Source organism: Brevundimonas staleyi, assembly GCF_041893865.1.
In the GTDB taxonomy this organism is placed as follows: Bacteria; Pseudomonadota; Alphaproteobacteria; order Caulobacterales; family Caulobacteraceae; genus Brevundimonas; species Brevundimonas staleyi.
Genome location: NZ_CP169082.1, coordinates 2674203 through 2693766, shown reverse-complemented (window position 1 = coordinate 2693766; position 19564 = coordinate 2674203). Strand labels below are relative to the sequence as shown.

The following is a 19564-nucleotide window of genomic DNA, read 5'->3' as shown; positions in this document are numbered from 1 at the left end:
CCCTGAGCCCGCTCCGCTCGTTCGAGCCCCTAAGCCCTACGCCCTACTCACTAAGCCCTATTTCGCAGCAGCCCCCGCTGCAGAAGGAACTGACAGATGAACCAGGAAGTCCTGAACATCTTCAACGCGGTCCCGGTCACTCCGACCTTCGACCAGATCAAGATCGCCCTGGCCTCGCCCGAAAAGATCCGCTCGTGGTCGTTCGGCGAGATCAAGAAGCCCGAGACCATCAACTACCGCACGTTCAAGCCCGAGCGTGACGGCCTGTTCTGCGCCCGTATCTTTGGCCCGACCAAGGACTACGAATGCCTGTGCGGCAAGTACAAGCGCATGAAGTACAAGGGCATCATCTGCGAGAAGTGCGGCGTCGAGGTCACCCTGGCCCGCGTCCGTCGCGAGCGGATGGGCCACATCGAACTGGCCTCGCCGGTCGCCCACATCTGGTTCCTGAAGTCCCTGCCGTCGCGCATCTCGCTGATGCTGGACATGGCGCTGAAGGACGTGGAGCGCGTGCTCTACTTCGAGAACTACATCGTCACCGAGCCGGGCCTGACCCCGCTGAAGCAGAACCAACTGCTGACGGAAGACGAGTTCTATCGCTACCAGGACGAGTTCGGCGATGACGGCTTCACCGCCGAGATCGGCGCCGAGGCCGTGCGCAACCTCTTGATGGGCATCGACCTGCACGCCGAGGCCGAGAAGCACCGCGGCGAACTGGCCGACAGCCCCTCGGAAATGAAGGCCAAGAAGGCCTCCAAGCGCCTGAAGCTGATCGAGGCCTTCCTCGAGAGCGGCAACAAGCCCGAGTGGATGATCCTGACGGTCGTGCCGGTCATCCCGCCGGAACTGCGCCCGCTGGTGCCGCTGGACGGCGGCCGCTTCGCCACCTCCGACCTGAACGACCTGTATCGCCGGGTCATCAACCGGAACAACCGCCTGAAGCGCCTGATCGAGCTGCGCGCGCCGGACATCATCATCCGCAACGAAAAGCGGATGCTGCAAGAGTCGGTCGACGCCCTGTTCGACAACGGCCGTCGCGGTCGCGTGATCACGGGCGCCAACAAGCGTCCGCTGAAGTCGCTGGCCGACATGCTGAAGGGCAAGCAGGGTCGCTTCCGTCAGAACCTGCTCGGCAAGCGCGTCGACTACTCGGGTCGTTCGGTCATCGTCGTGGGTCCGGACCTGAAGCTGCACGAGTGCGGCCTGCCCAAGAAGATGGCGCTCGAGCTGTTCAAGCCATTCATCTATGCGCGCCTGGACGCCAAGGGCCTGTCGGGCACCGTCAAGCAATCCAAGCGCATGGTCGAGCGTGAGCAGCCGCAGGTGTGGGACATCCTCGAAGAGGTGATCCGCGAGCACCCGGTCATGCTGAACCGCGCGCCGACGCTGCACCGTTTGGGCATCCAGGCGTTCGAGCCGAAGCTGATCGAGGGCAAGGCGATCCAACTGCACCCGCTGGTCTGCGCCGCCTTCAACGCCGACTTCGACGGCGACCAGATGGCCGTTCACGTCCCGCTGAGCCTCGAGGCCCAGCTGGAAGCGCGCGTCCTGATGATGTCGACGAACAACATCCTGTCGCCCGCCAACGGCAAGCCGATCATCGTGCCGTCGCAGGATATCGTCCTGGGTCTGTACTACCTGTCGCTGGTCAAGGACGGCGAGCCGGGTGAAGGCAAGCTGTTCGCCAACATCGGCGAGATCGACGCGGCGCTCGACGCCGGCGTTGTGACCCTGCACACGCGGATCAAGGCCCGCTGGACCGAGCTGAACGCCGAGGGCGAAGAGGTGACCAAGGTCATCGACTCGACGCCGGGCCGCATGAAGCTGGGCGCCCTGCTGCCGAAGAACCCGAACGTGGGCTACCGCCTGCTCGAGAAGAACCTGACCAAGAAGGAAATCGGCAACCTGATCGACGTGGTCTATCGCCACTGCGGTCAGAAGGCGACGGTCATCTTCGCCGACCAGATGATGGGCCTGGGCTTCAAGGAAGCCGCCAAGGCCGGCATCTCGTTCGGCAAGGACGACATCGTGATCCCGGCCAAGAAGGTCGAGATCGTCGCCGAGACCCGCACCCTGGTCGAGGAATACGAGCAGCAGTACGCCGACGGCCTGATCACCAAGGGCGAGAAGTACAACAAGGTCGTCGACGCCTGGGCCAAGGCCACGGACCGGGTCGCCGACGAGATGATGGGCGAGATCGCGCAACCGCGCGTCCTGGCCTCGGGTCGTACCGCCGAGATCAACTCGGTCTACATGATGGCCAACTCCGGCGCCCGTGGTTCGCAGGCCCAGATGAAGCAGCTCGGCGGGATGCGCGGCCTGATGGCCAAGCCGTCCGGCGAGATCATCGAGACCCCGATCGTCTCGAACTTCAAGGAAGGCCTGACCGTTCTGGAGTACTTCAACTCCACCCACGGCGCCCGTAAGGGTCTGGCCGACACCGCGCTGAAGACCGCCAACTCGGGTTACCTGACCCGCCGTCTGGTGGACGTGGCGCAGGACTCGATCGTCACCGAGGACAACTGCGGCTCCACGCGCGGCATCACGCTGAAGGCCGTGGTCGAGGGCGGTGACGTCCTGGTCTCCCTGGGTCAACGCGTCCTGGGTCGCTACAACGCCGAGGACATCAAGGTCCCGGGCACCGACACCGTGCTGTTCCCGGCCGACACCTATCTGGTGGAGGACGTGGTCGAGGTCATCGACCGCGAGGGCGTCCAGTCGGTCAAGGTCCGTTCGGCCCTGACCTGTGAAGCCGAAGCCGGCATCTGCGGCATGTGCTACGGCCGCGACCTGGCGCGCGGCACCAACGTCAACATCGGCGAAGCGGTCGGCGTCATCGCCGCCCAGTCGATCGGCGAGCCGGGCACCCAGCTGACGATGCGGACCTTCCACATCGGCGGTACGGCCCAGGTGGCGGAAACCTCGTTCTACGAGGCGACCAACGCCGGTACGGTCAAGATCGCCGGCCCGACGGTCACGGCCGCCCATGGCGACCTGGTCTCCATGAGCCGCAACGTCGTCCTGACCATCGCCGTCGACGGCAAGGACCGCGAGTCGTACAAGATCCCGTACGGCGGCCGTCTGCGCGTCAAGGAAGGCGACACCGTCGCCAAGAACCAGCGTCTGGCCGAGTGGGACCCGTACACCACCCCGATCATCACCGAAGTGGGCGGCGTCGTCCGCTTCGAGGACCTGACCGAGGGCCTGTCGTTCCGCGAAGAGACCGACGAAGCGACGGGCATCGCCCAGCGCGTCGTCATCGACTGGCGTGCGTCGCCGCGCGGCTCGGACCTGCGTCCGGCCATGGGCATCACGGCGGGCGACACCTACGCCAAGCTGGCCTCGGGCTCCGACGCCCGTTACCTGCTGCCGGTGGGGGCCATTCTGTCGGTCGCCAACGGCGACGAGGTGAAGCCGGGTGAGATCCTGGCCCGTATCCCGACCGAAGGCGCCAAGACGCGCGACATCACCGGCGGTCTGCCGCGGGTTGCCGAGCTGTTCGAAGCCCGTCGTCCCAAGGATTGCGCGGTCATCGCCGAGATGGACGGCCGCGTCGAATTCGGTCGCGACTACAAGAACAAGCGCCGCATCAAGATCACGCCGGAGCCGGATGCCGATGGCAACCAGGGCGAACCCGTCGAGTTCCTGATCCCGAAGGGCAAGCACATCTCCGTCCACGACGGCGATCTGATCCAGAAGGGCGACTACATCATCGACGGCAACCCGGATCCGCACGACCTGCTGCGCATCCAGGGCGTCGAGGCGCTGGCCGAATACCTGGTGAACGAAGTGCAGGAGGTCTACCGACTGCAGGGCGTGCCGATCAACGACAAGCACATCGAGGTGATCGTTCGCCAGATGCTGCAGAAGGTCGAGATCATCGACTCGGGTGAGACGACCCTGATCCGTGGCGACACGGTCGAGGTCGCGGAAGCCGTGCTCGAGAACGAGAAGGTCGAGAAGCGTGGCGGCCGGATCGCCACCACCCAGCCCGTCCTGCTCGGCATCACCAAGGCGTCGCTGCAGACCCGCAGCTTCATCTCGGCGGCGTCCTTCCAGGAGACCACCCGCGTCCTCACCGACGCCTCGGTCAACGGCAAGAAGGACACGCTGGAAGGCCTGAAGGAAAACGTCATCGTCGGCCGCCTGATCCCGGCCGGTACGGGCGCCTACCTGCGCAGCCTGCAGAAGATCGCCAACGAGCGTGACGCTGTCCTGACCAACAACCGCGAAGCCGCGGTCGAGCCCCTGCCGGCCGACCTGCAGCTGGAACTGGCCGAGAGCGAGTGATCGCCTTCAGCCGCTGAAGACTAGAGAGGGCCCGGAGCGATCCGGGCCCTTTTTGTTTGCCCCCAAACTCCGTGCACCCCAGCGAAGGCTGGGGTCCAGATGGAGGACCATGTCGGCCGGATCAGTTGAAACGGTGCGTCATCCCGCCCGCCTGAATTCGTGATCTGGACCCCAGCCTTCGCTGGGGTGCACGGCGAAGGCGTTACTCCTGCCCCCGGATCGGCCGCATGGCGTCGGGGCGTTCCTGGCGCATGCCGGGATTGCCGACGGTCGTGGCGCCCTGACGGATGGCGGGGTCCAGGTGAGCGCCCGCACAGCCGAGGCCGAGATTGGAGCCCGGGCAGTCGCCGGGACCGACGATGCCGACACCGCCGGCCAGCGGTCTGCGACGCGCCTCGTACTGGGCCAGGGCGGCGGCGCCGTCGCGGGCGAACTGGGCCTCCCGCCGCTGTTCCGACGGCGTCAGGGTTCGGGGGCCGAGCGGCCCGGCGCGGGCGGCGCGTTCGTTGAACCGCTCGTCGCAGATCTGCTGCTCGCCGGGGCTGAGACGGCCGTCCATGGTGCGACAGCCGCCGGCGCCGAGCCGCATCGACCGCCCCACGGCGCCCGCCATGCTCTCGGGCTGGACCTGCCAGGGGTCGGCCGAGGCGGGCGGCGGGGCGACCAGCGGATGACCGATGCGAGGGTTGGGCGCGGTCGGGCGGTCTTCCTCGTCATCCTGGCGGCGGCGGTCGCGCGTGACGGAGGGCAGGGTGTCGCCCAGCGTCGGCGCGGCCTCGCGCGCTTCGCTGGCGGCGAACTCGGGCTCTCGCGCCGTCTCTCCGGCCAGCAGGGGCCGGGGCTCCATCTCCACGAAGATCGGCGTCTCGAAGGGGTCGGTGAAGACCGGGGGATCGTTCGTGAACAGGCCCAGCGCCAGGGGCGCGAGCACGGCGGCGTGCAGCGCCACCGACCCGGCCAGGATCGCCGCGCGGCGACGGTCGGCGGCCGAGCGCCAGGACGCGATACTCAGGCCGGCGTTAGACACATGTCACTCCCCCGTCGGTAAGGTGAAGCTGACGGGCGACCATGGCCGGATCAGGGCCGCATTCAGTCCACGGCGCGCCAGGGCGTCAGGGGGCGGACGGTGGCGCAGGCGGGCGTCCCGTCCTTGCCGCGACCGGGCAGGGTGGTCGCGATCACCGCGCCGGGCTTCAGCAGATCGGCGGGGATGTCATGGACGTCGATCTTGGCGCGGCGGCTGACGACCGGCAGACCCTCCATCGCGCCGCCGATGGCGATGTAGACGAAGCGCCGTTCCTTGCCCTCGCGCCGCACCCAGGTCCCGCCGAGCTTGCCGTCGGGCCGCAGGTCGACGGGCATGTCGAAGGTCAGGGGCTCAATCGTAGAGAGGCGGATATCGTGCGGCGCGTTCTTCGCGTCCTGCCGCCAGTAGTGCAGGCCCGGCACCGGATCGGCGATGGTCAGGCGCAGGGTGACGGTCTCAGTCATGGCTGACCAGATGCTTGCCGCGCACCATGCGGACGAAGGGCAGGGGGCGGGTCGTCGTGGCGCCGATCCGCTCCGCCACCTCGCCCAGCACGAAACGGGTGATGGAAGGCAGGTCCAGGGCGCGGGCGTCTTCGAGCGGAAGCCAGGCGATCTCGTCCAGTTCGCCGGACCCTGCCGTCGGCTCGGGCGCCAGAAGGGCGGAGGCGTCGGCCATGAAGAACCGGGCGTCGAAGCGGCGTGTCCGACCCGGCGGCGTGATGGCGCGGGCCACATAGGTCAGGGCGGCCAGATCGGGCAGGGCGCCCGCCTGACGGAACTCCCGCCACGGTCCGGCGACGGACGCGGGCGGCGCCGCGCGGCCAAGGATCAGGCCCGTCTCTTCGAAGGTCTCGCGCACGGCGGTCAGGCACAGCGCCCGAGCCCGATGGGGCGGCAGTTCGGCCTCCAGTCGCGCGCGGCTGGCGGGCGCCGGGTCGGTCGCGGCGGAGGCGGTGAAATCGGCCCGGTCGATGCGCCCGCCGGGGAAGACCCACTTCGACGCCATGAAGACATGGCCGGGCGCGCGGCGGCCCATCAGCACCTCGGGCGTCTTGCCCGCCCGCACCAGGATCAGGGTGGCGGCGTCCTTCGGCCTCTGACGCGGGCCGGCGGCGCGCGGCGCGTCACGAAGATCCTGGGCGGCGTCGAAGGGCTGAACGGGTGATGTCGGCACTGGGTGAAGATAGCACTGCCCCGTGCCGACTTAAGTGCGAAAATCAACAGGCGGGCTGGACCGCGAGACGGGCGCGACGCTCGCTCCAGTTCAGCCAGAGAAGCAGCGCCAGACCCGAGGCCGAGGCGGCCGCGCCGGCCAGCGACACCGCCGGATAGCCGAGCCCGCGATGACCGCTCCGCCCAGGGCCGCGCCGATGGCGTTGCCCAGGTTGAAGGCCCCGATGTTCATGGCCGAGGCCAGGTTGGGCGCGTCGGCCGCGGCGGCCACGGCTGGTGGTGGTGCCGCTGCTGAAGGATTTCGCGGCGCGGTATCCGCACATTCTGGTCGATCTCAGCCTGACAGACACGGTGGTCGATGTGGCGGCGGGGCAGGCGAATGTGGCGATCCGGTTCGGGCTTCTGGCCGACAGCGCCCTGACGGCGCGCAAGATCGGCGAGACGGGTCGGGTGGTCGTGGCCTCGCCGGACTATCTGGCGCGGCGGGGCGAGCCGATGACGCCGGAGGACCTGTACGACCACGACTGTCTGAACTTCAGCTTCCGCCGGATGGAGCCGGTCTGGCCGTTCCGGCGCGACGGGGTCGACTTCGCCCTGACGGTGAAGGGACCGGTGGAGGCCAACAACGGCGAGACCCTGACCCAGCTGGCCCGCGACGGTGTGGGCATCACCCGCGTCGGGGCCTTCAGCGCCGAGGACGACATTCGCGACGGGCGGCTTGTCCCCTGCTGGAGGCGTTCAATCCCGGTGACCGTGAGCCGATCCACGCGGTCTTCGTCGACTTCCTGGCGGAACGGCTGGGATAGAGAAGTTCGGAGGGCGGACCCGGAGGTCCGCGCTTCGTTTCTTCCCCTGTGCTCGGCTCAGTACGTCCGGCGCCAGTAGGCGGCGAAGACCACGGAGGCGGCGCCGTTCTCCATCTCCCCGCCGTTGGTCGAGAAGCTCTGCACGATGTTCTCGAGCTCGGTGGCGCCCATGACCTCTTCGATCTCATGGTTCTGAACGGCGCCGGTCACGGCGTTGATCTGTTCACCGGTCAGACCGCTGCGGCTGACGCCGAGGACTTCGCATAGGGACCGGGTGCAGGTGACGTCGAGGGTGGTCATAACCCCAAGTCCATCTGTCACGCGATGATAGGCCTGCGACAGCGCAGTCTCGGCCTCCGGGGACCAGGCAGGATCGGCGGGCTCAGCGGAGATCGACGCGCGGAGGGCGACGAGGTCCGGCGAGGGCTGGCGAGCCGCGAACATCGCTTCGGCGCCGGAAGGCAAGGGACGCTCCGGCGGCGTGGCGGTCTGCTGGGCGAGGACTGCGGCGGCAATCAGAATGGCTGCGGCGGACATGGACAGGCTCCATCGTCTGAGGGGCGACGCACGGTGCGGCGCGTCGGGACGAGGAAGGGGTGCAACCGGAGCGGCCGGTTCGGCCACTCCGATAATGTCGTCACGATTTTCTTTGGCGACCAGAAGGCGGGCGATCTCGCGGCTGGAGCCGATCCCGGTCTTGCGGCGGGCTGAGCGGAAGCGCTCGTTGACGGCGAGTTCGGTCAGACCCTTGAGGGCGGCGATGGACTTGGCGGTGTGGCCGCGACCCAGCAACAGCAGGAGTTCGCGCTCGGAAGCGTTCAGCGTCGTCAGCGCGTAATCCGGATTCGGGTCGGTCATCGCGATCATGCTGGCCGGGCGGGGAGGGCGGGGCAAGCCCGCGACCTCCCCCTCAGGTTGTGAGTGCGGCCAAGCCTACCGTCGCTTGCCCTTGCGGACGCCCTTCAGGCCGCCGGAGGGTTTGCCGCCATTGCGACCGCCCTTGGGAGGTTTGGGGCCGCCGGGACGGTTGCCGCCACGCTTCGGTCGGTCATCGCCGCCGCGTCCGCGCATTCCGAGGCGCGGGGCCGGGGCGTTGGGATCGCGGGGCTCAGGGTCGCTGAGCATCTCGAACAGCAGGCCGCCGGTGACGGGGGTGGCCTCCTTCAGCTTCACCTCGACGGTGCGGCCCAGGGTGTAGCGCTGGCCCGTGCGGTCGCCGACCAGGGCGTGGGCGCGGTCGTCGTGGGTGAAGTATTCGGTCCCGAGCGAGCCGACGGGGACGAGGCCGTCGGCGCCCGTCTCCTCCAGCCGGACGAACAGGCCGAACCGCGTCACGCCGGTGATGCGGCCGGTGAAGGTCGCGCCGACCCGGTCCTGCAGGAAGGCAGCGATGTAGCGGTCCATGGCGTCGCGCTCGGCGGCCATGGAGCGACGCTCGGTCTGGGTCACCTGATCGGCGATGGCGGGCAGTTCGGCGATCTCCCGATCCGTGAGTCCGTCCTTCCCGAGGCCCAGGGCGCGGATCAGGCCCCGGTGGACGATCAGGTCGGAGTAGCGCCGGATCGGCGAGGTGAAGTGGGCGTAGCGGTCGAGGTTCAGACCGAAGTGGCCGACGTTCTCAGGGGAATAGATGGCCTGCATCTGGGAGCGCAGGACGACCTCGTTGACGACCTCGGCGTGGGGACCGTCGCGGGTGTCTTCCAGCAGCTTGTTGAACCGCTTGGTCGTCGGGGCCTCGCCCTTGTTCCACGGCTTGCCAATGGTCGACAGGAAGTCGGCGAGGTTGAAGACCTTCTCCTGACTGGGCGTGTCGTGGACGCGGTAGATCAGGGGCGTCTTCTTCTGCTCCAGGGTCTCGGCGGCGCAGACGTTGGCCTGGACCATCATCTCCTCGATCAGCCGGTGAGCCTCGAGGGAGACGCGCTTCTCGATCGAGGCGATGCCGCCGCCCGGCGCCATGCGGATGCGGCGCTCGGCGCTGTCGATCTGCAGCGGCGCGCGTTTCAGCCGGCCCTTCAGCATGGTGTGGTAGGCGTTCCAGAGCGGATACAGGATCGTGTCCATGATCGGACCCGTCGCGTCGTCCGTGCCGCCGCCCTTTTCCGGACCGTCGATGGCGGCCTGGGCCTGTTCGTAGCTGAGCTTGGCATGGCTGCGCATCAGGCCGCGATGGAAGCGGTGGCCGGTCTTCCTCCCGTCCTTGTCGAAGACCATGCGGACGGCGAGCGTCGCGCGGTTCTCGCCTTCCTTCAGGCTGCACAGGCCGTTCGACAGCCGCTCGGGCAGCATGGGCTCGACGCGATCGGGGAAGTAGGTCGAGTTGCCCTTGGCGCGGGCCTCACGGTCCAGATTGGTGTTCGGACGGACGTAGGCGGCGACGTCGGCGATAGCGACCCAGACGATCCAGCCGCCCTCGTTCTTGGGATCCTCGTCGCGCTGGGCATAGACGGCGTCGTCGTGGTCGCGGGCGTCGGCCGGGTCGATGGTGATGAAGGGAATGTCGCGCAGGTCGTCGCGGCCTTTCAGCGTCGGCAGGTCCTGGTTTTCGGCCTCCTGCTCGACGGCCTCGGAAAAGCCCATCGGGACATTGTGGGTGTGGATGGCGATCAGGGAGGCGGCGCGGGGATCATCCTCGCGGCCGATGTTTTCCAGAATCTTGCCGCGCTTGTGGCCGTAGCGGTGCTCGCCCTTCTCGATGGAGGCGAGCACAAGGTCGCCATCGCGCAGGTCGGTCGCCTGAACGGCGGGCACGATCAGGACGTCCTTCGAGCGACGGTCAACGGGTTCGACGCGGGTCTCCTTGTTAGATTTGCGGATGACGCCGAGGACGCGGTTGGTGTTTGTGTCCAGCACCTTGATCAACCGGGCCTCCCACCCGTTCGGGCCATGCTCGAACTTGGCGAGAATGCGGGAGGCGAGGCCGGGGGCGGTCTTTGTCTTGTCGGGGATAAGGAGCGCGCGCGGGGCGTCGGCCGAGGCCTCGACCAGGCGGACGTAGAGGTCGCCGTCATCATCGCGCTCGACCACGTCGGCGACGCCGACGGGGGGCAGGGCGCCGGCCTCGGTGAAGCCCTTGCGGCCGCGCTTGCCGAGCTTGCCGGAGGCCTCGAGGCCCCGGATCATTTCGCGCAGACGTCTGCGGTCCTCGCCCTTGAGGCCGAAGTGTCGGGCGATGTCGCCCTTTTCCGCCGAGCCGGCTTCGCGCAGGAAGGCCAGCAGAGTGGCTTCATCCGGCAGTCCGGCGGCGGGTTTCTTGGGTTGTTTGGTCATTCAGTCTTTCGGTTCGCCGGGCGCATCGGCCTCGGCGGGATTGAGATGGTCTACGCCCAATGCGGCGGCGGCGCGCGCCATGCCGAGATCGAGCGTGAGAAGGGTGGCGCCGAGCCGGTGGGCCGCGGCGATGTGAATGGCGTCCGGAGCCCGGAGGCTGATGCCGGGGCGGCGGACGAAGGCGGTGGCCAAGGCGATGTCCTCACTCTCGACATCGATGGGCGCCGATGCTGTCTCGATCCAGAGATCGAGACTCTGGAAGAGTTCGTCAGCCTCGCCAGCAGTGCGAGCACCTATCCTGACCAGCCGTGCGATAGCCGACGAGCATTCAGCGATGCAGAAGTCGCTGACGAAGGGCATCTCGATCTCTTGATATAGAAGATCGTCGATCTGATGGCTCGTCGGTTCGCGGGTGATCAGGGAGACCAGCACGCTGGCGTCGAGCCATAGGGTCACTCAGGATCCCCGTCTCGCATGGACCGGATCAAGGCGGCGGCCGACATCCCCAAGGGCGGACGGGCGTCGCGACGTCGCGCGAACTCTTTCATGAACGCCCGACGTTCCTCCAGCGTCAGAGCCGCACGAGTGATCGGTGGCGCGCGCAGTTCGGCGATCGGCTTGCCGTGCTTCGTTATGGTGATGCTTTCCCCCTCCTGCACGCGGTCGAGCAGGTGGGTGAAGTTGTTCTTCGCCTCGGCGACGCCGTAGCTGGCCATGACCGGAACTCTCCAATTCTGGCCATAAGTATAGCCATTTTTGCCCCGGTTCGCAATTCGGCCCCAGAGGACCTAGATCGGGAGGCAGACGAATCCGATGGAGTCGAACGTCCCATGTCCCTGTCCCAACACCCGACCCTGAGCGCGCCGACCGGCTCGCTGCTGGACCTGATCGGCAAGACGCCGATGGTGGAGGTGACGAAGATCGACACCGGGAAATGCCGGCTGTTCCTGAAGCTGGAAGCCCAGAACCCCGGCGGGTCGATCAAGGACCGGATCGCGGTCTCGATGATCGAGGCGGCGGAGCGGGAAGGGTGGTTGAAGCCCGGCGGCACCATCGTCGAGGCGACGGCCGGAAACACGGGCCTGGCGCTGACCCTGGTCGGGCAGGCCAAGGGATATAAGGTGTTGCTGGTCATCCCGGACAAGATGTCGAAGGAAAAAATCCAGCATCTGCGGGCCATGGGCGCTGATGTTCGCCTGACGCGGTCGGACGTCGATCACGGCCACCCGGAATACTACACCGACATGGCCGAGCGGCTGGCGCAGCAGATCCCGGGCGGGTTCTTCGTCAACCAGTTCGCGAACAGCGCCAACTCCGAGGCCCATGTGAAGACGACGGGGCCGGAGATCTGGGAGCAGATGGGGCATGACGTCGACGCCTATGTCGCCGGCATCGGCTCGGGCGGAACGATCACGGGCGTGGCCCAGTATCTGAAGAGCCAGGGATCGAAGGCTGAGATCGTGCTGGCGGACCCGGTCGGGTCGGTGCTGGCGGGCCTGGTCAACGAGGGCAAGCCGAGCCCGGAGGGTTCCTATACCGTCGAGGGGATCGGGCAGAATTTCGTGCCGGACACGGCCGAGATGGACCTGATCGACAAGGCCTATTCGATCCCGGACGCGGAGGCGATCGCCACGGTGCGCGAGCTGTTGCTGAAGGAGGGCATTCTGGCGGGCTCGTCGTCGGGTACGCTGATCGCCGCGGCCCTGCGGTGGTGCCGCGAGCAGACCGAGCCGAAACGGGTCGTGACCTTCGTCTGCGACACCGGGGCCAAGTATCTCAGCAAGGTCTACAATGACGCCTGGCTGGCCGATCAGGGGATGGGCGAGCGCGAGATCCAGGGCGACCTGTCGGACCTGATCTCGCGCAAGTACGCCAAGGGCGACGTTGTCGTGATCGGCCCGAACGACACACTGGACACGGCCTTCAAGCGGATGCGCGGGGCGGACGTGTCCCAGCTGCCGGTCATCGACGAGGGCCGTCTGGTCGGCATTCTGGACGAGAGCGACATCGTCCACATCATGAACACCGACGAGATCACGCGGAAGGAGCGGTTCGCCAAGCCGGTGTCCTCGGCCATGACGCGCGATCTGGACACGGTTCAGGTGACCGAGCCGCTCGACGCCCTGATCCCCCTGTTCGACCGCGACCGGGTGGCCATCGTGCTGGACGGCGAGCAGTTCGTCGGCCTGATCGCCCGCGTCGACCTGATCAACCACCTCAGCCTGAACCGGTAATGCGCGTCCACGCGCTGGGTTATGACATGAACGGCGATGCGCTCTGTATCGTCTGTCGTCACATCAGCGAGGATGCGCCCGTGGCTGAAGTGGCTCACGATCGGGATGGCGTCGTGCAGATCCTGTGCGCGTCCTACGATCATGGCGCGGCTGACGCTGTCACCATACATCTCCACCATGTCGCGCCACTGCTTGCTTCACTAGACTTGCCGACGGTCCACCCCGGCCAATATGCGCAACGAACCGAAGGTGGCTGGGCTGTCACGGACATGCCGCCTGAAGAAGAGGAGGCCTGAGTGGCCGATCTGAAGAACAGCCAGGGTTTCTCGACCCGCGCCATCCATGCCGGACAACGGCCGGACCCGACGACGGGCGCCGTCATGACGCCGATCTACGCCACCTCGACCTACGCCCAGGAGAGCCCAGGCGTGAACAAGGGCTATGAGTATGCGCGGGGCAAGAACCCGACGCGCGAGGCGTTCGAGGCCTGCATCAACGATCTGGAGGGCGGGGTTCAGGCCTTCGGCTTCGGCTCGGGCATGGCGGCGACCTCGACGGCGCTGGAGCTCTTGGATGCGGGCTCGCACATCGTGACGGGCGACGACCTGTACGGTGGATCGTGGCGTCTGTTCGAGCGGGTGCGGCGTCGGTCGATGGGGCTGGATTTCAGCTATGTCGACATGGCGGATCTGAACGCCGTCGAGGCGGCGATCACGCCCAAGACGAAGATGATCTGGGCCGAGACGCCCACCAATCCGCTGATGAAACTGGCGGACATCGCGGGGCTGTCGGCGATCGCCAAGAAGCACGGCCTCCTGCTGGTGGTGGACAACACCTTCGCCACGCCGTGGAGCCAGCGGCCGATCGAACTGGGCGCCGATGTCGTCATGCATTCGGCGACGAAATACCTGAACGGCCACTCCGACATTATCGGCGGGGTTCTGGTGGCGGGTTCGGAAGAGGTCGCCAAGGAGCTGAAGTTCCTTCAGAATTCCATCGGCGGGGTGATGGGGCCGTTCGACGCCTTCTTGGCCAACCGGGGTCTGAAGACGCTGGGTCTGCGGATGAAGGCGCACAACGAGAACGCCCTGGCCATCGCGCGCTGGTTGGAAGCGCGAGCCGAGAAGCCTGGCGGCGGAGTGAAGAAGGTCATCTATCCGGGCCTGATCAGCCACCCTCAGCACGAGCTGGCCACGCGCCAGATGAACGGCCGCTACGGCGGCATGGTCACGGTCTTCATCGACGGCGATCTGGCGCGGACGCGTCAGGTGCTGGAGCGGGTGCAGGTCTTCACCCTGGCGGAATCGCTGGGTGGGGTCGAAAGCCTAGTGAACCACCCGGCCATCATGACCCACGCCTCGGTGCCGAAAGAGGTGCGCGAGGCCGGCGGGGTCACCGAGAACCTGATCCGCCTGTCGGTCGGGGTCGAGGATCTGGACGACCTGATCGCCGACCTGGAGCAGGCGCTGAGCTAGGGTCCGGACTCATTTGGCCCAATAGGCGACGGTGGCGGCGATGAGGACGCTGGAGAGGAAGTTCGCGGCGAGTTTGTCGTAGCGTGTCGCGATACGCCTGAAGTCCTTGAGCCTGGCCCATAGGCGTTCGACGGTGTTCCTCTGTCGGTAGGCGACGACGTCGTAGGGGATGGGCCGCTTGCGCGAGGTCGTGGTCGGGATGACGGCCTCGGCGCGTCGTTCGGCCAGTCGCCTTCGGAGGTGATCGGCGTCGTAGCCGCGGTCCGCCAGCAGCCTTGCGAACGGTCCGGCCGCCTCGATCAGGGCGTGGGCCATGGTGATGTCGTTGGTGTTGCCGGCGCTGAGCAACAGCACACGGGGTCGCCCTCGATCGTCCACGAGGCCGTGGATCTTGGTCGTGCGACCGCCTCTGGAGCGGCCTATGCCCTGGACGAAGCCCCCCCTTTTGCGCCCGCCGCCGAGCGATGGGCCTTGACCGAGGTGCTGTCGATGGCGGCCGAGGAGTAGATGCCGCTGTGGCCGGTCAGGGCCTTGAAGATGTCGTGCCAAACGCCCTGCCGGCTCCAGCGATTGAAGCGGTTGTAGACCGTCGTGTATGGCCCGTACTCCGGCGGGCAGTCCCGCCAGCGCGCGCCTGACTGCAGCATGTGCACGATGCCCGACAACACGCGGCGATCATCGACCCTGCGCGCCCCTCGCCGTCCCGTCGGAAGGTGCGGCTCGATCCGCGCCCAAGCTTCGTCGTCCAGCCAGTAAAGCTTCCGCATCCAAGGCTCCCTTCCAGAAGCCTTGAATCAGAACGCCAAACTCACCGCCAGACCTTATTGAGTACGGACCCTAGGCCATCTCTGTTAGGGCACCTTACTCGGGTGCTTGAACTCGGGCGGGATTTCTAGCTCTGGCGGCTCAGTATTTCGAACGAGCTGTCCAGCTTGGAAACGCATCTCTGGACGCGCGCTTTTGCTTTGGATGCTGATTGCCTCTTGGACAATCCAATTCAGATAGCTCGATAAGCCGTGACACCACTCAATGCCTTGCTCGAGTTGAGCTTGAGTGACTCCTCCGAAGCGAGACGACCCACCTTTTCTCGTCTCGATCCCTTGGGTCCCAATTCTGACGGTGTGGGGATGCTGCATATCCAAGAGCAGGCCACGTACAGGCTCATGGATGTAAAAGTTCCTATAGCTGCGTAGCCGTCTGAAAACGTTGACCGCCCGCCTGCATCCGTCCACCAAAGTTGGATCGATGACCTTTTCATCAATTAGCGCAGTCATCGATTCGCACATCTCCTCACTGCTCATGTGAGCGGTGAGGATGCGAACCACGGCTCCTCCTCCCACAACTTGTTGCATAGCCATGCGCAACATTAGCTCGGTGGTGTTGACGTGACCCCCTGAAACTCCTCCACGAATAGCTAGAGTCCGCCCCTCGAAAGGACGGACAGAATGAAGCGATCACGGTTTACGGAAGAGCAGATCATCGGGATCCTGCGCGAGCAGGAGGCCGGTGTTCCGGTGGCGGATCTGTGCAGGAAGCACGGGCTGAGCTCGCCGACCTTCTACAAATGGAAGGCCAAGTATGGCGGCATGGACGTGTCGGAGGCCCGGCGGCTGAAGGCGCTGGAAGAGGAGAACGCCAAGCTGAAGCGGATGCTGGCGGACTCGATGCTGGACAACGTCGCGCTGAAGGATCTGCTGGGAAAAAAGTGGTGACGCCCGCTGCGCATCGAGCGGCGGCGGCGCACCTGCAGTCGGCTTACGGGATGAGCGAACGGCGGGCCTGCCGGGTGCTGGGCGTGGACCGGACGAGCGTGCGCTATCAGGCGACGCGACCGGACGACGGCGCCCTGCGCGATCGGCTGAAGGCCCTGGCCCAGGAGCGTCGGCGGTTCGGCTATCGACGTCTGCACGTGATGCTCCGGCGCGAGGGCCATGCGGTCAACAAGAAGCGTGTCCAGCGGATCTACCGCGAGGAGAAGCTGACGGTGCGTCGGCGCGGCGGGCGCAAACGCGCGATGGGCACAAGGCGGCCGCTGGAGATTCCTCTGGTCGCAAACCAGCGCTGGTCGCTGGACTTCGTGTCCGACCAGATGACGGACGGGCGGCGCTTCCGCATCCTGACGGTGATCGACAACTGCACCCGCGAGTGCCTCGGGCTCGTCGCCGACACCTCGCTGTCAGGGCGACGGGTGGCGCGCGAGTTGGACGCCATCATCCTGCGACGCGGGCGACCCGAGACGATCATCAGCGACAACGGCACGGAATACACGTCCAACGCCATCCTGGCCTGGGCCGACGACGCCGGTGTGGGCTGGCACTACATCGCGCCGGGCAAGCCTCAGCAGAACGGCTTCAACGAGAGCTTCAACGGCCGTCTGCGTGACGAGCTGCTGAACGAGACGCTGTTCCGATCCCTGCCGCACGCCCGTGCGGTGCTCGAAACCTGGCGGCGCGACTACAACGAAACCCGGCCGCACTCGAAGCTCGGCTGGCTGACGCCGCAGGCCTACGCAGATGCGCTCAGCGGAAAGATCGGCCGGTCCGCTGCGCTGGTTGGAGGCTGCGCTGACCGGCCTCTTGCCAACCCCACCAACCCCAGTTCAGATCACCAAAGGACTCTCGTTATGGCTGGATGAGAAACGGGGGTCACGTCAGTGTTCCACTCCTGCACGAAGGTGCCGAGTGTCGAAGTTGCTTCTGTAGTGACTTTTCGAAGTTTCTCTTCAGGTGTCATGGTGAGCGGCCTCCGTCGTCTAATCTACGACTCGAACCTGAGACGGCCTAGAACGCCACCAGCACGGACGCGACCAGGGCGTTCTCGTACTGCTCGCCTTCCTCCTCGATGTCCGTGCCGTGCCAGCGCAGGTCCAGTTCGACGATCTCGGTGACGGCGTAGGCCACGCCCGCGTTCCAGCCGGTGTAGTCCGGCGCGTTGTCCTGTTCGCGACGGCCCAGGGTGGCGCTGGCCTTCAGGGTGTCGGTGAGGGGGAAACGGACGCGGCCCTCGACCCAGGTCCAAGCCTCGGTGGAGCCCAGACCGTCCGGCGAATGCTCGACACGGAAGCGGGTGTCGACGGCCCCGAAGTCGCGCATGACGTCGAACTGGTATTCCCAGGCGGCGTCGTCGTGGCCCGGGTCGGCGTCCAGCCGCCATTTGTGCGAGGCGGAGGTGTCGAACTCGAACCCTGCGAAGGCGTACTGCCAGCCGGCCTCCATCTCGGTCTCGACCCGCGAGCCCGCGGAGTCGATCGTCTCGAACTCGGCGTCGGCGTAGAAGCCGTTCGAGGCGTTGAACTGGACCTCGCCGAAGACATAGGCGTCGTTGCCGCTCTTGGACGCGCCCTTGGAGCGATTGTCCGAGCCCGCGCCGGCCTCGAAGCTCCAGTGATAGGGTCGGTCGCCGCTGAAGCGGGTGTTGTCGTTGTCCTGAGCGACCGCGGCAGCGGGGAGGAGGGCGGCGAGGGCGGCGAAGGCGGATGAACGGATCATCCGCCCAGCGTTTAGGCCACCCCGACCTTCTTGGCGAACAGATCCGTGGCCTGTGCATATTCGTCGCGGAGGCGCTGGACCAGCGTCGCCGCCGGAACGACGTCGTGGATGGCGCCCGCGCCCTGACCGGCGGACCAGACGGTCTTCCAGGCCTTGGCCTCGTCGCCCATGTCGAGCTTGTGCTCGGGCAGTTTCTTCGGGTCGATGCCGTTGTCCTGCAGCGACTTCGTCATGAAATTGGCCGGGATGCCCGAGACGGCGGGGGTGTGGACGATGTCGGTCGCCCCGCTCTCGATGATCATGTCCTTGTAGGCGTCCGGCGCCATGGCCTCGGTCGTGTTGATGAAGCGGGTGCCCATGTAGGCGAAGTCGGCGCCCATCATCAGGGCGGCGGCGACGTCCTGGCCCGTCGAGAGACATCCCGACAGGATGATGGCGCCGTCGAAGAACTCGCGCACCTCGTTGACCAGGGCGAAGGGGTTGATGATGCCCGCGTGGCCGCCGGCGCCGTTGGCGACCAGGATCAGGCCGTCCACGCCGGATTCAGCAGCCTTGCGCGCATGGCGGACGTTGGCGATGTCGTGGAAGACCACGCCGCCGTAGCCGTGGACCGCATCCACCACGTCGCGCACGGCGCCGAGGGAGGTGATGATCAGCGGCACCTGATGCTCCACCGAGACCATCATGTCGGCCATCAGGCGCGGATTGGTCGGGTGGACGATGTGGTTGACGCCGAAGGCGGCGGCGTCGGGCTTTAGCCGGGATTTGATATCGACCAACCAGTCCCGATAGCCCTCGGTCGTGCGGGCGTTCAGCGACGGGAAGGTGCCGATGACGCCGTTGTTGCAGCATTCGACGACCAGATCCGGCCCGGAGACCAGGAACATCGGCGCCTCGATCACCGGCAGTTTCAGGCCCTTCTGGAGGGAGGCGGGGATGGCCATGGCGTTTCCTGTGCGTCTTGTTTCGCTACGCTTAGCGGGGTGTCGCGGGGGAAGGCAAATCCCGCGCATCTTTTGAGCTTCACAGGAGTTTCGTTGATCGAGGGTACGGCCAAGGTCGGCCCATCTTTCCAAAGGAGCGATGCGTGCGCGGTGAAATCCTGACCTACGACGACGGCCCCGGCGCGGGACTGATCAGCGGCGACGACGGCAATCGCTACAGCTTCAGCCGGGCGGACCTGCAACAGCTCGTGCCCGTCAGCGCCGGGATGAAGGTCGACTTCGTCCCGATGGACGGCGTGGCGACCCAGGTGATCGTCGTGGCCGGCCAGACCGCCCAGACGGTAGGCGCGGGCTATACGCCGGGCGTCGCGGGATCAGGGTCGTCCTTCGACTGGAGGACCCTGTTCCTGGATGCGACGGGGCGGATCGGTCAGAAGGACTACTGGATCGGGGTCATCATCCTGTTCGCCGCCGGTCTGGTGCTGAGCTGGGTGCCGCTGATCGGAACGCTGGTCTCGATCGCCAGCATCTATTTCGGCGTCTGCGTCTCCTCCAAGCGTCTGCACGACATGGGCAAGTCGGGCTGGCTGGCGGCCATCCCCTATGGTGTCACGGCGGTGGCGGTGCTGCTGAGCGCCATGACCTTCATCGGCGGGATGGTCTCGACGGGATACGGCAACGACTACGGCGCTCTGCAGGGCATGGGAGCGGCGGGCGCGGTCTGGGGCTTGGCCGCCCTGGTCAATCTGGCCTTCCTGATCTGGCTGGGCGTCACGGCCGGTCAGCCGGGCGACAATGCCTATGGCCCGCCGCCGCGTTCGCTGGCGAACTTCTAGGCGACCCTTTTCGGCACGG

Annotated in this window: 18 protein-coding genes and 1 pseudogene; 7 read left to right on the top strand and 12 right to left on the bottom strand. The window is 66.6% G+C overall.

What is annotated here, in order from left to right; genetic code table 11:
- Positions 1 to 96 precede the first annotated feature (96 nt).
- Positions 97 to 4290 carry a DNA-directed RNA polymerase subunit beta' gene (gene rpoC, locus ACETK8_RS13775; RefSeq protein WP_374036407.1) on the top strand — a complete coding sequence of 1398 codons (4194 nt, stop codon included), beginning with the start codon at positions 97 to 99 and terminating at the stop codon, positions 4288 to 4290.
- Positions 4291 to 4492: 202 nt separating this feature from the next.
- Here rpoC and ACETK8_RS13770 read toward each other — a convergent pair whose 3' ends face one another.
- From ACETK8_RS13770 to ACETK8_RS13755, 4 genes are all read right to left on the bottom strand, one after another.
- Positions 4493 to 5317 (bottom strand): hypothetical protein, encoded by an 825-nt coding sequence (locus ACETK8_RS13770; protein WP_374036406.1) that lies wholly within the window; start codon positions 5315 to 5317, stop codon positions 4493 to 4495.
- Positions 5318 to 5379: 62 nt separating this feature from the next.
- Positions 5380 to 5781, bottom strand: coding sequence for a DUF5990 family protein (locus ACETK8_RS13765; protein WP_374036405.1), 402 nt, complete (start codon positions 5779 to 5781; stop codon positions 5380 to 5382).
- Complete coding sequence (locus tag ACETK8_RS13760; RefSeq protein ID WP_374036404.1) at positions 5774 to 6493, bottom strand: NUDIX hydrolase; 720 nt, start codon at positions 6491 to 6493, stop codon at positions 5774 to 5776. The genes ACETK8_RS13765 and ACETK8_RS13760 overlap by 8 nt, the downstream gene beginning before the upstream one ends.
- A gap of 90 nt (positions 6494 to 6583) precedes the next feature.
- On the bottom strand, positions 6584 to 6763 hold the full coding sequence (locus ACETK8_RS13755; protein ID WP_374036403.1) for a hypothetical protein: 180 nt from the start codon (positions 6761 to 6763) through the stop codon (positions 6584 to 6586).
- Between the two features lie 5 nt (positions 6764 to 6768).
- Between ACETK8_RS13755 and ACETK8_RS13750 the strand changes: the two genes are divergently transcribed.
- Positions 6769 to 7377 carry a LysR substrate-binding domain-containing protein gene (locus ACETK8_RS13750; protein WP_374036402.1) on the top strand — a complete coding sequence of 203 codons (609 nt, stop codon included), beginning with the start codon at positions 6769 to 6771 and terminating at the stop codon, positions 7375 to 7377.
- Here ACETK8_RS13750 and ACETK8_RS13745 read toward each other — a convergent pair.
- The 4 genes from ACETK8_RS13745 to ACETK8_RS13730 form a co-directional block, all read right to left on the bottom strand.
- Positions 7356 to 8165 (bottom strand): hypothetical protein, encoded by an 810-nt coding sequence (locus ACETK8_RS13745; protein ID WP_374036401.1) that lies wholly within the window; start codon positions 8163 to 8165, stop codon positions 7356 to 7358. The two genes, ACETK8_RS13750 and ACETK8_RS13745, sit on opposite strands and share 22 nt — an antisense overlap.
- Positions 8166 to 8231: 66 nt before the next feature.
- On the bottom strand, positions 8232 to 10568 hold the full coding sequence (gene rnr / locus ACETK8_RS13740; RefSeq protein WP_374036400.1) for a ribonuclease R: 2337 nt from the start codon (positions 10566 to 10568) through the stop codon (positions 8232 to 8234).
- On the bottom strand, positions 10569 to 11024 hold the full coding sequence (locus ACETK8_RS13735) for a type II toxin-antitoxin system VapC family toxin (RefSeq protein WP_374036399.1): 456 nt from the start codon (positions 11022 to 11024) through the stop codon (positions 10569 to 10571).
- Entirely contained in the window at positions 11021 to 11284 is a 264-nt protein-coding gene (locus tag ACETK8_RS13730) for a type II toxin-antitoxin system Phd/YefM family antitoxin (RefSeq protein WP_374036398.1), read from the bottom strand. Before ACETK8_RS13730 ends, ACETK8_RS13735 begins: the two co-directional genes overlap by 4 nt.
- 114 nt (positions 11285 to 11398) lie before the next feature.
- Here ACETK8_RS13730 and ACETK8_RS13725 point away from each other — a divergent pair, with 114 nt between their 5' ends.
- Genes ACETK8_RS13725 through ACETK8_RS13715 form a run of 3 tightly spaced genes read left to right on the top strand, consistent with a single transcriptional unit; the run spans position 11399 to position 14277 of the window.
- Positions 11399 to 12802 carry a pyridoxal-phosphate dependent enzyme gene (locus ACETK8_RS13725; protein ID WP_374036397.1) on the top strand — a complete coding sequence of 468 codons (1404 nt, stop codon included), beginning with the start codon at positions 11399 to 11401 and terminating at the stop codon, positions 12800 to 12802.
- The gene (locus ACETK8_RS13720) at positions 12802 to 13098 is read left to right on the top strand and encodes a hypothetical protein (protein ID WP_374036396.1); all 297 of its coding nucleotides are present in this window, start codon (positions 12802 to 12804) and stop codon (positions 13096 to 13098) included. The genes ACETK8_RS13725 and ACETK8_RS13720 overlap by 1 nt, the downstream gene beginning before the upstream one ends.
- Complete coding sequence (locus tag ACETK8_RS13715; RefSeq protein WP_374036395.1) at positions 13099 to 14277, top strand: trans-sulfuration enzyme family protein; 1179 nt, start codon at positions 13099 to 13101, stop codon at positions 14275 to 14277. It abuts the gene before it with no gap.
- Positions 14278 to 14286: 9 nt separating this feature from the next.
- Here the strand turns inward: ACETK8_RS13715 and ACETK8_RS13710 are convergent.
- Both ACETK8_RS13710 and ACETK8_RS13705 read right to left on the bottom strand, forming a co-directional pair.
- Positions 14287 to 15044: pseudogene (locus tag ACETK8_RS13710) on the bottom strand (IS5 family transposase).
- An 84-nt stretch (positions 15045 to 15128) separates the two neighbouring features.
- Positions 15129 to 15602 carry a hypothetical protein gene (locus ACETK8_RS13705; protein WP_374036394.1) on the bottom strand — a complete coding sequence of 158 codons (474 nt, stop codon included), beginning with the start codon at positions 15600 to 15602 and terminating at the stop codon, positions 15129 to 15131.
- A gap of 120 nt (positions 15603 to 15722) precedes the next feature.
- Between ACETK8_RS13705 and ACETK8_RS13700 the strand changes: the two genes are divergently transcribed.
- Positions 15723 to 16912 (top strand): IS3 family transposase gene (locus ACETK8_RS13700; RefSeq protein WP_249341170.1). Its coding sequence is split into 2 segments (ribosomal slippage): positions 15723 to 15975 and positions 15975 to 16912, totalling 1191 coding nucleotides; the frame shifts between segments, so codons are not numbered across the junction.
- 145 nt (positions 16913 to 17057) lie between these two features.
- Here the strand turns inward: ACETK8_RS13700 and ACETK8_RS13695 are convergent.
- The gene (locus tag ACETK8_RS13695; protein WP_374036393.1) at positions 17058 to 17765 is read right to left on the bottom strand and encodes a TorF family putative porin; all 708 of its coding nucleotides are present in this window, start codon (positions 17763 to 17765) and stop codon (positions 17058 to 17060) included.
- Between the two features lie 11 nt (positions 17766 to 17776).
- Positions 17777 to 18709, bottom strand: coding sequence for an NAD(P)H-dependent flavin oxidoreductase (locus ACETK8_RS13690; protein ID WP_374036392.1), 933 nt, complete (start codon positions 18707 to 18709; stop codon positions 17777 to 17779).
- Between the two features lie 143 nt (positions 18710 to 18852).
- On the opposite strand from ACETK8_RS13690, the gene ACETK8_RS13685 reads away from it, so the two are divergent.
- Positions 18853 to 19545, top strand: a complete 693-nt coding sequence (locus ACETK8_RS13685; RefSeq protein WP_374036391.1) for a DUF805 domain-containing protein — start codon at positions 18853 to 18855, stop codon at positions 19543 to 19545.
- The last annotated feature ends 19 nt before the right edge of the window (positions 19546 to 19564 follow it).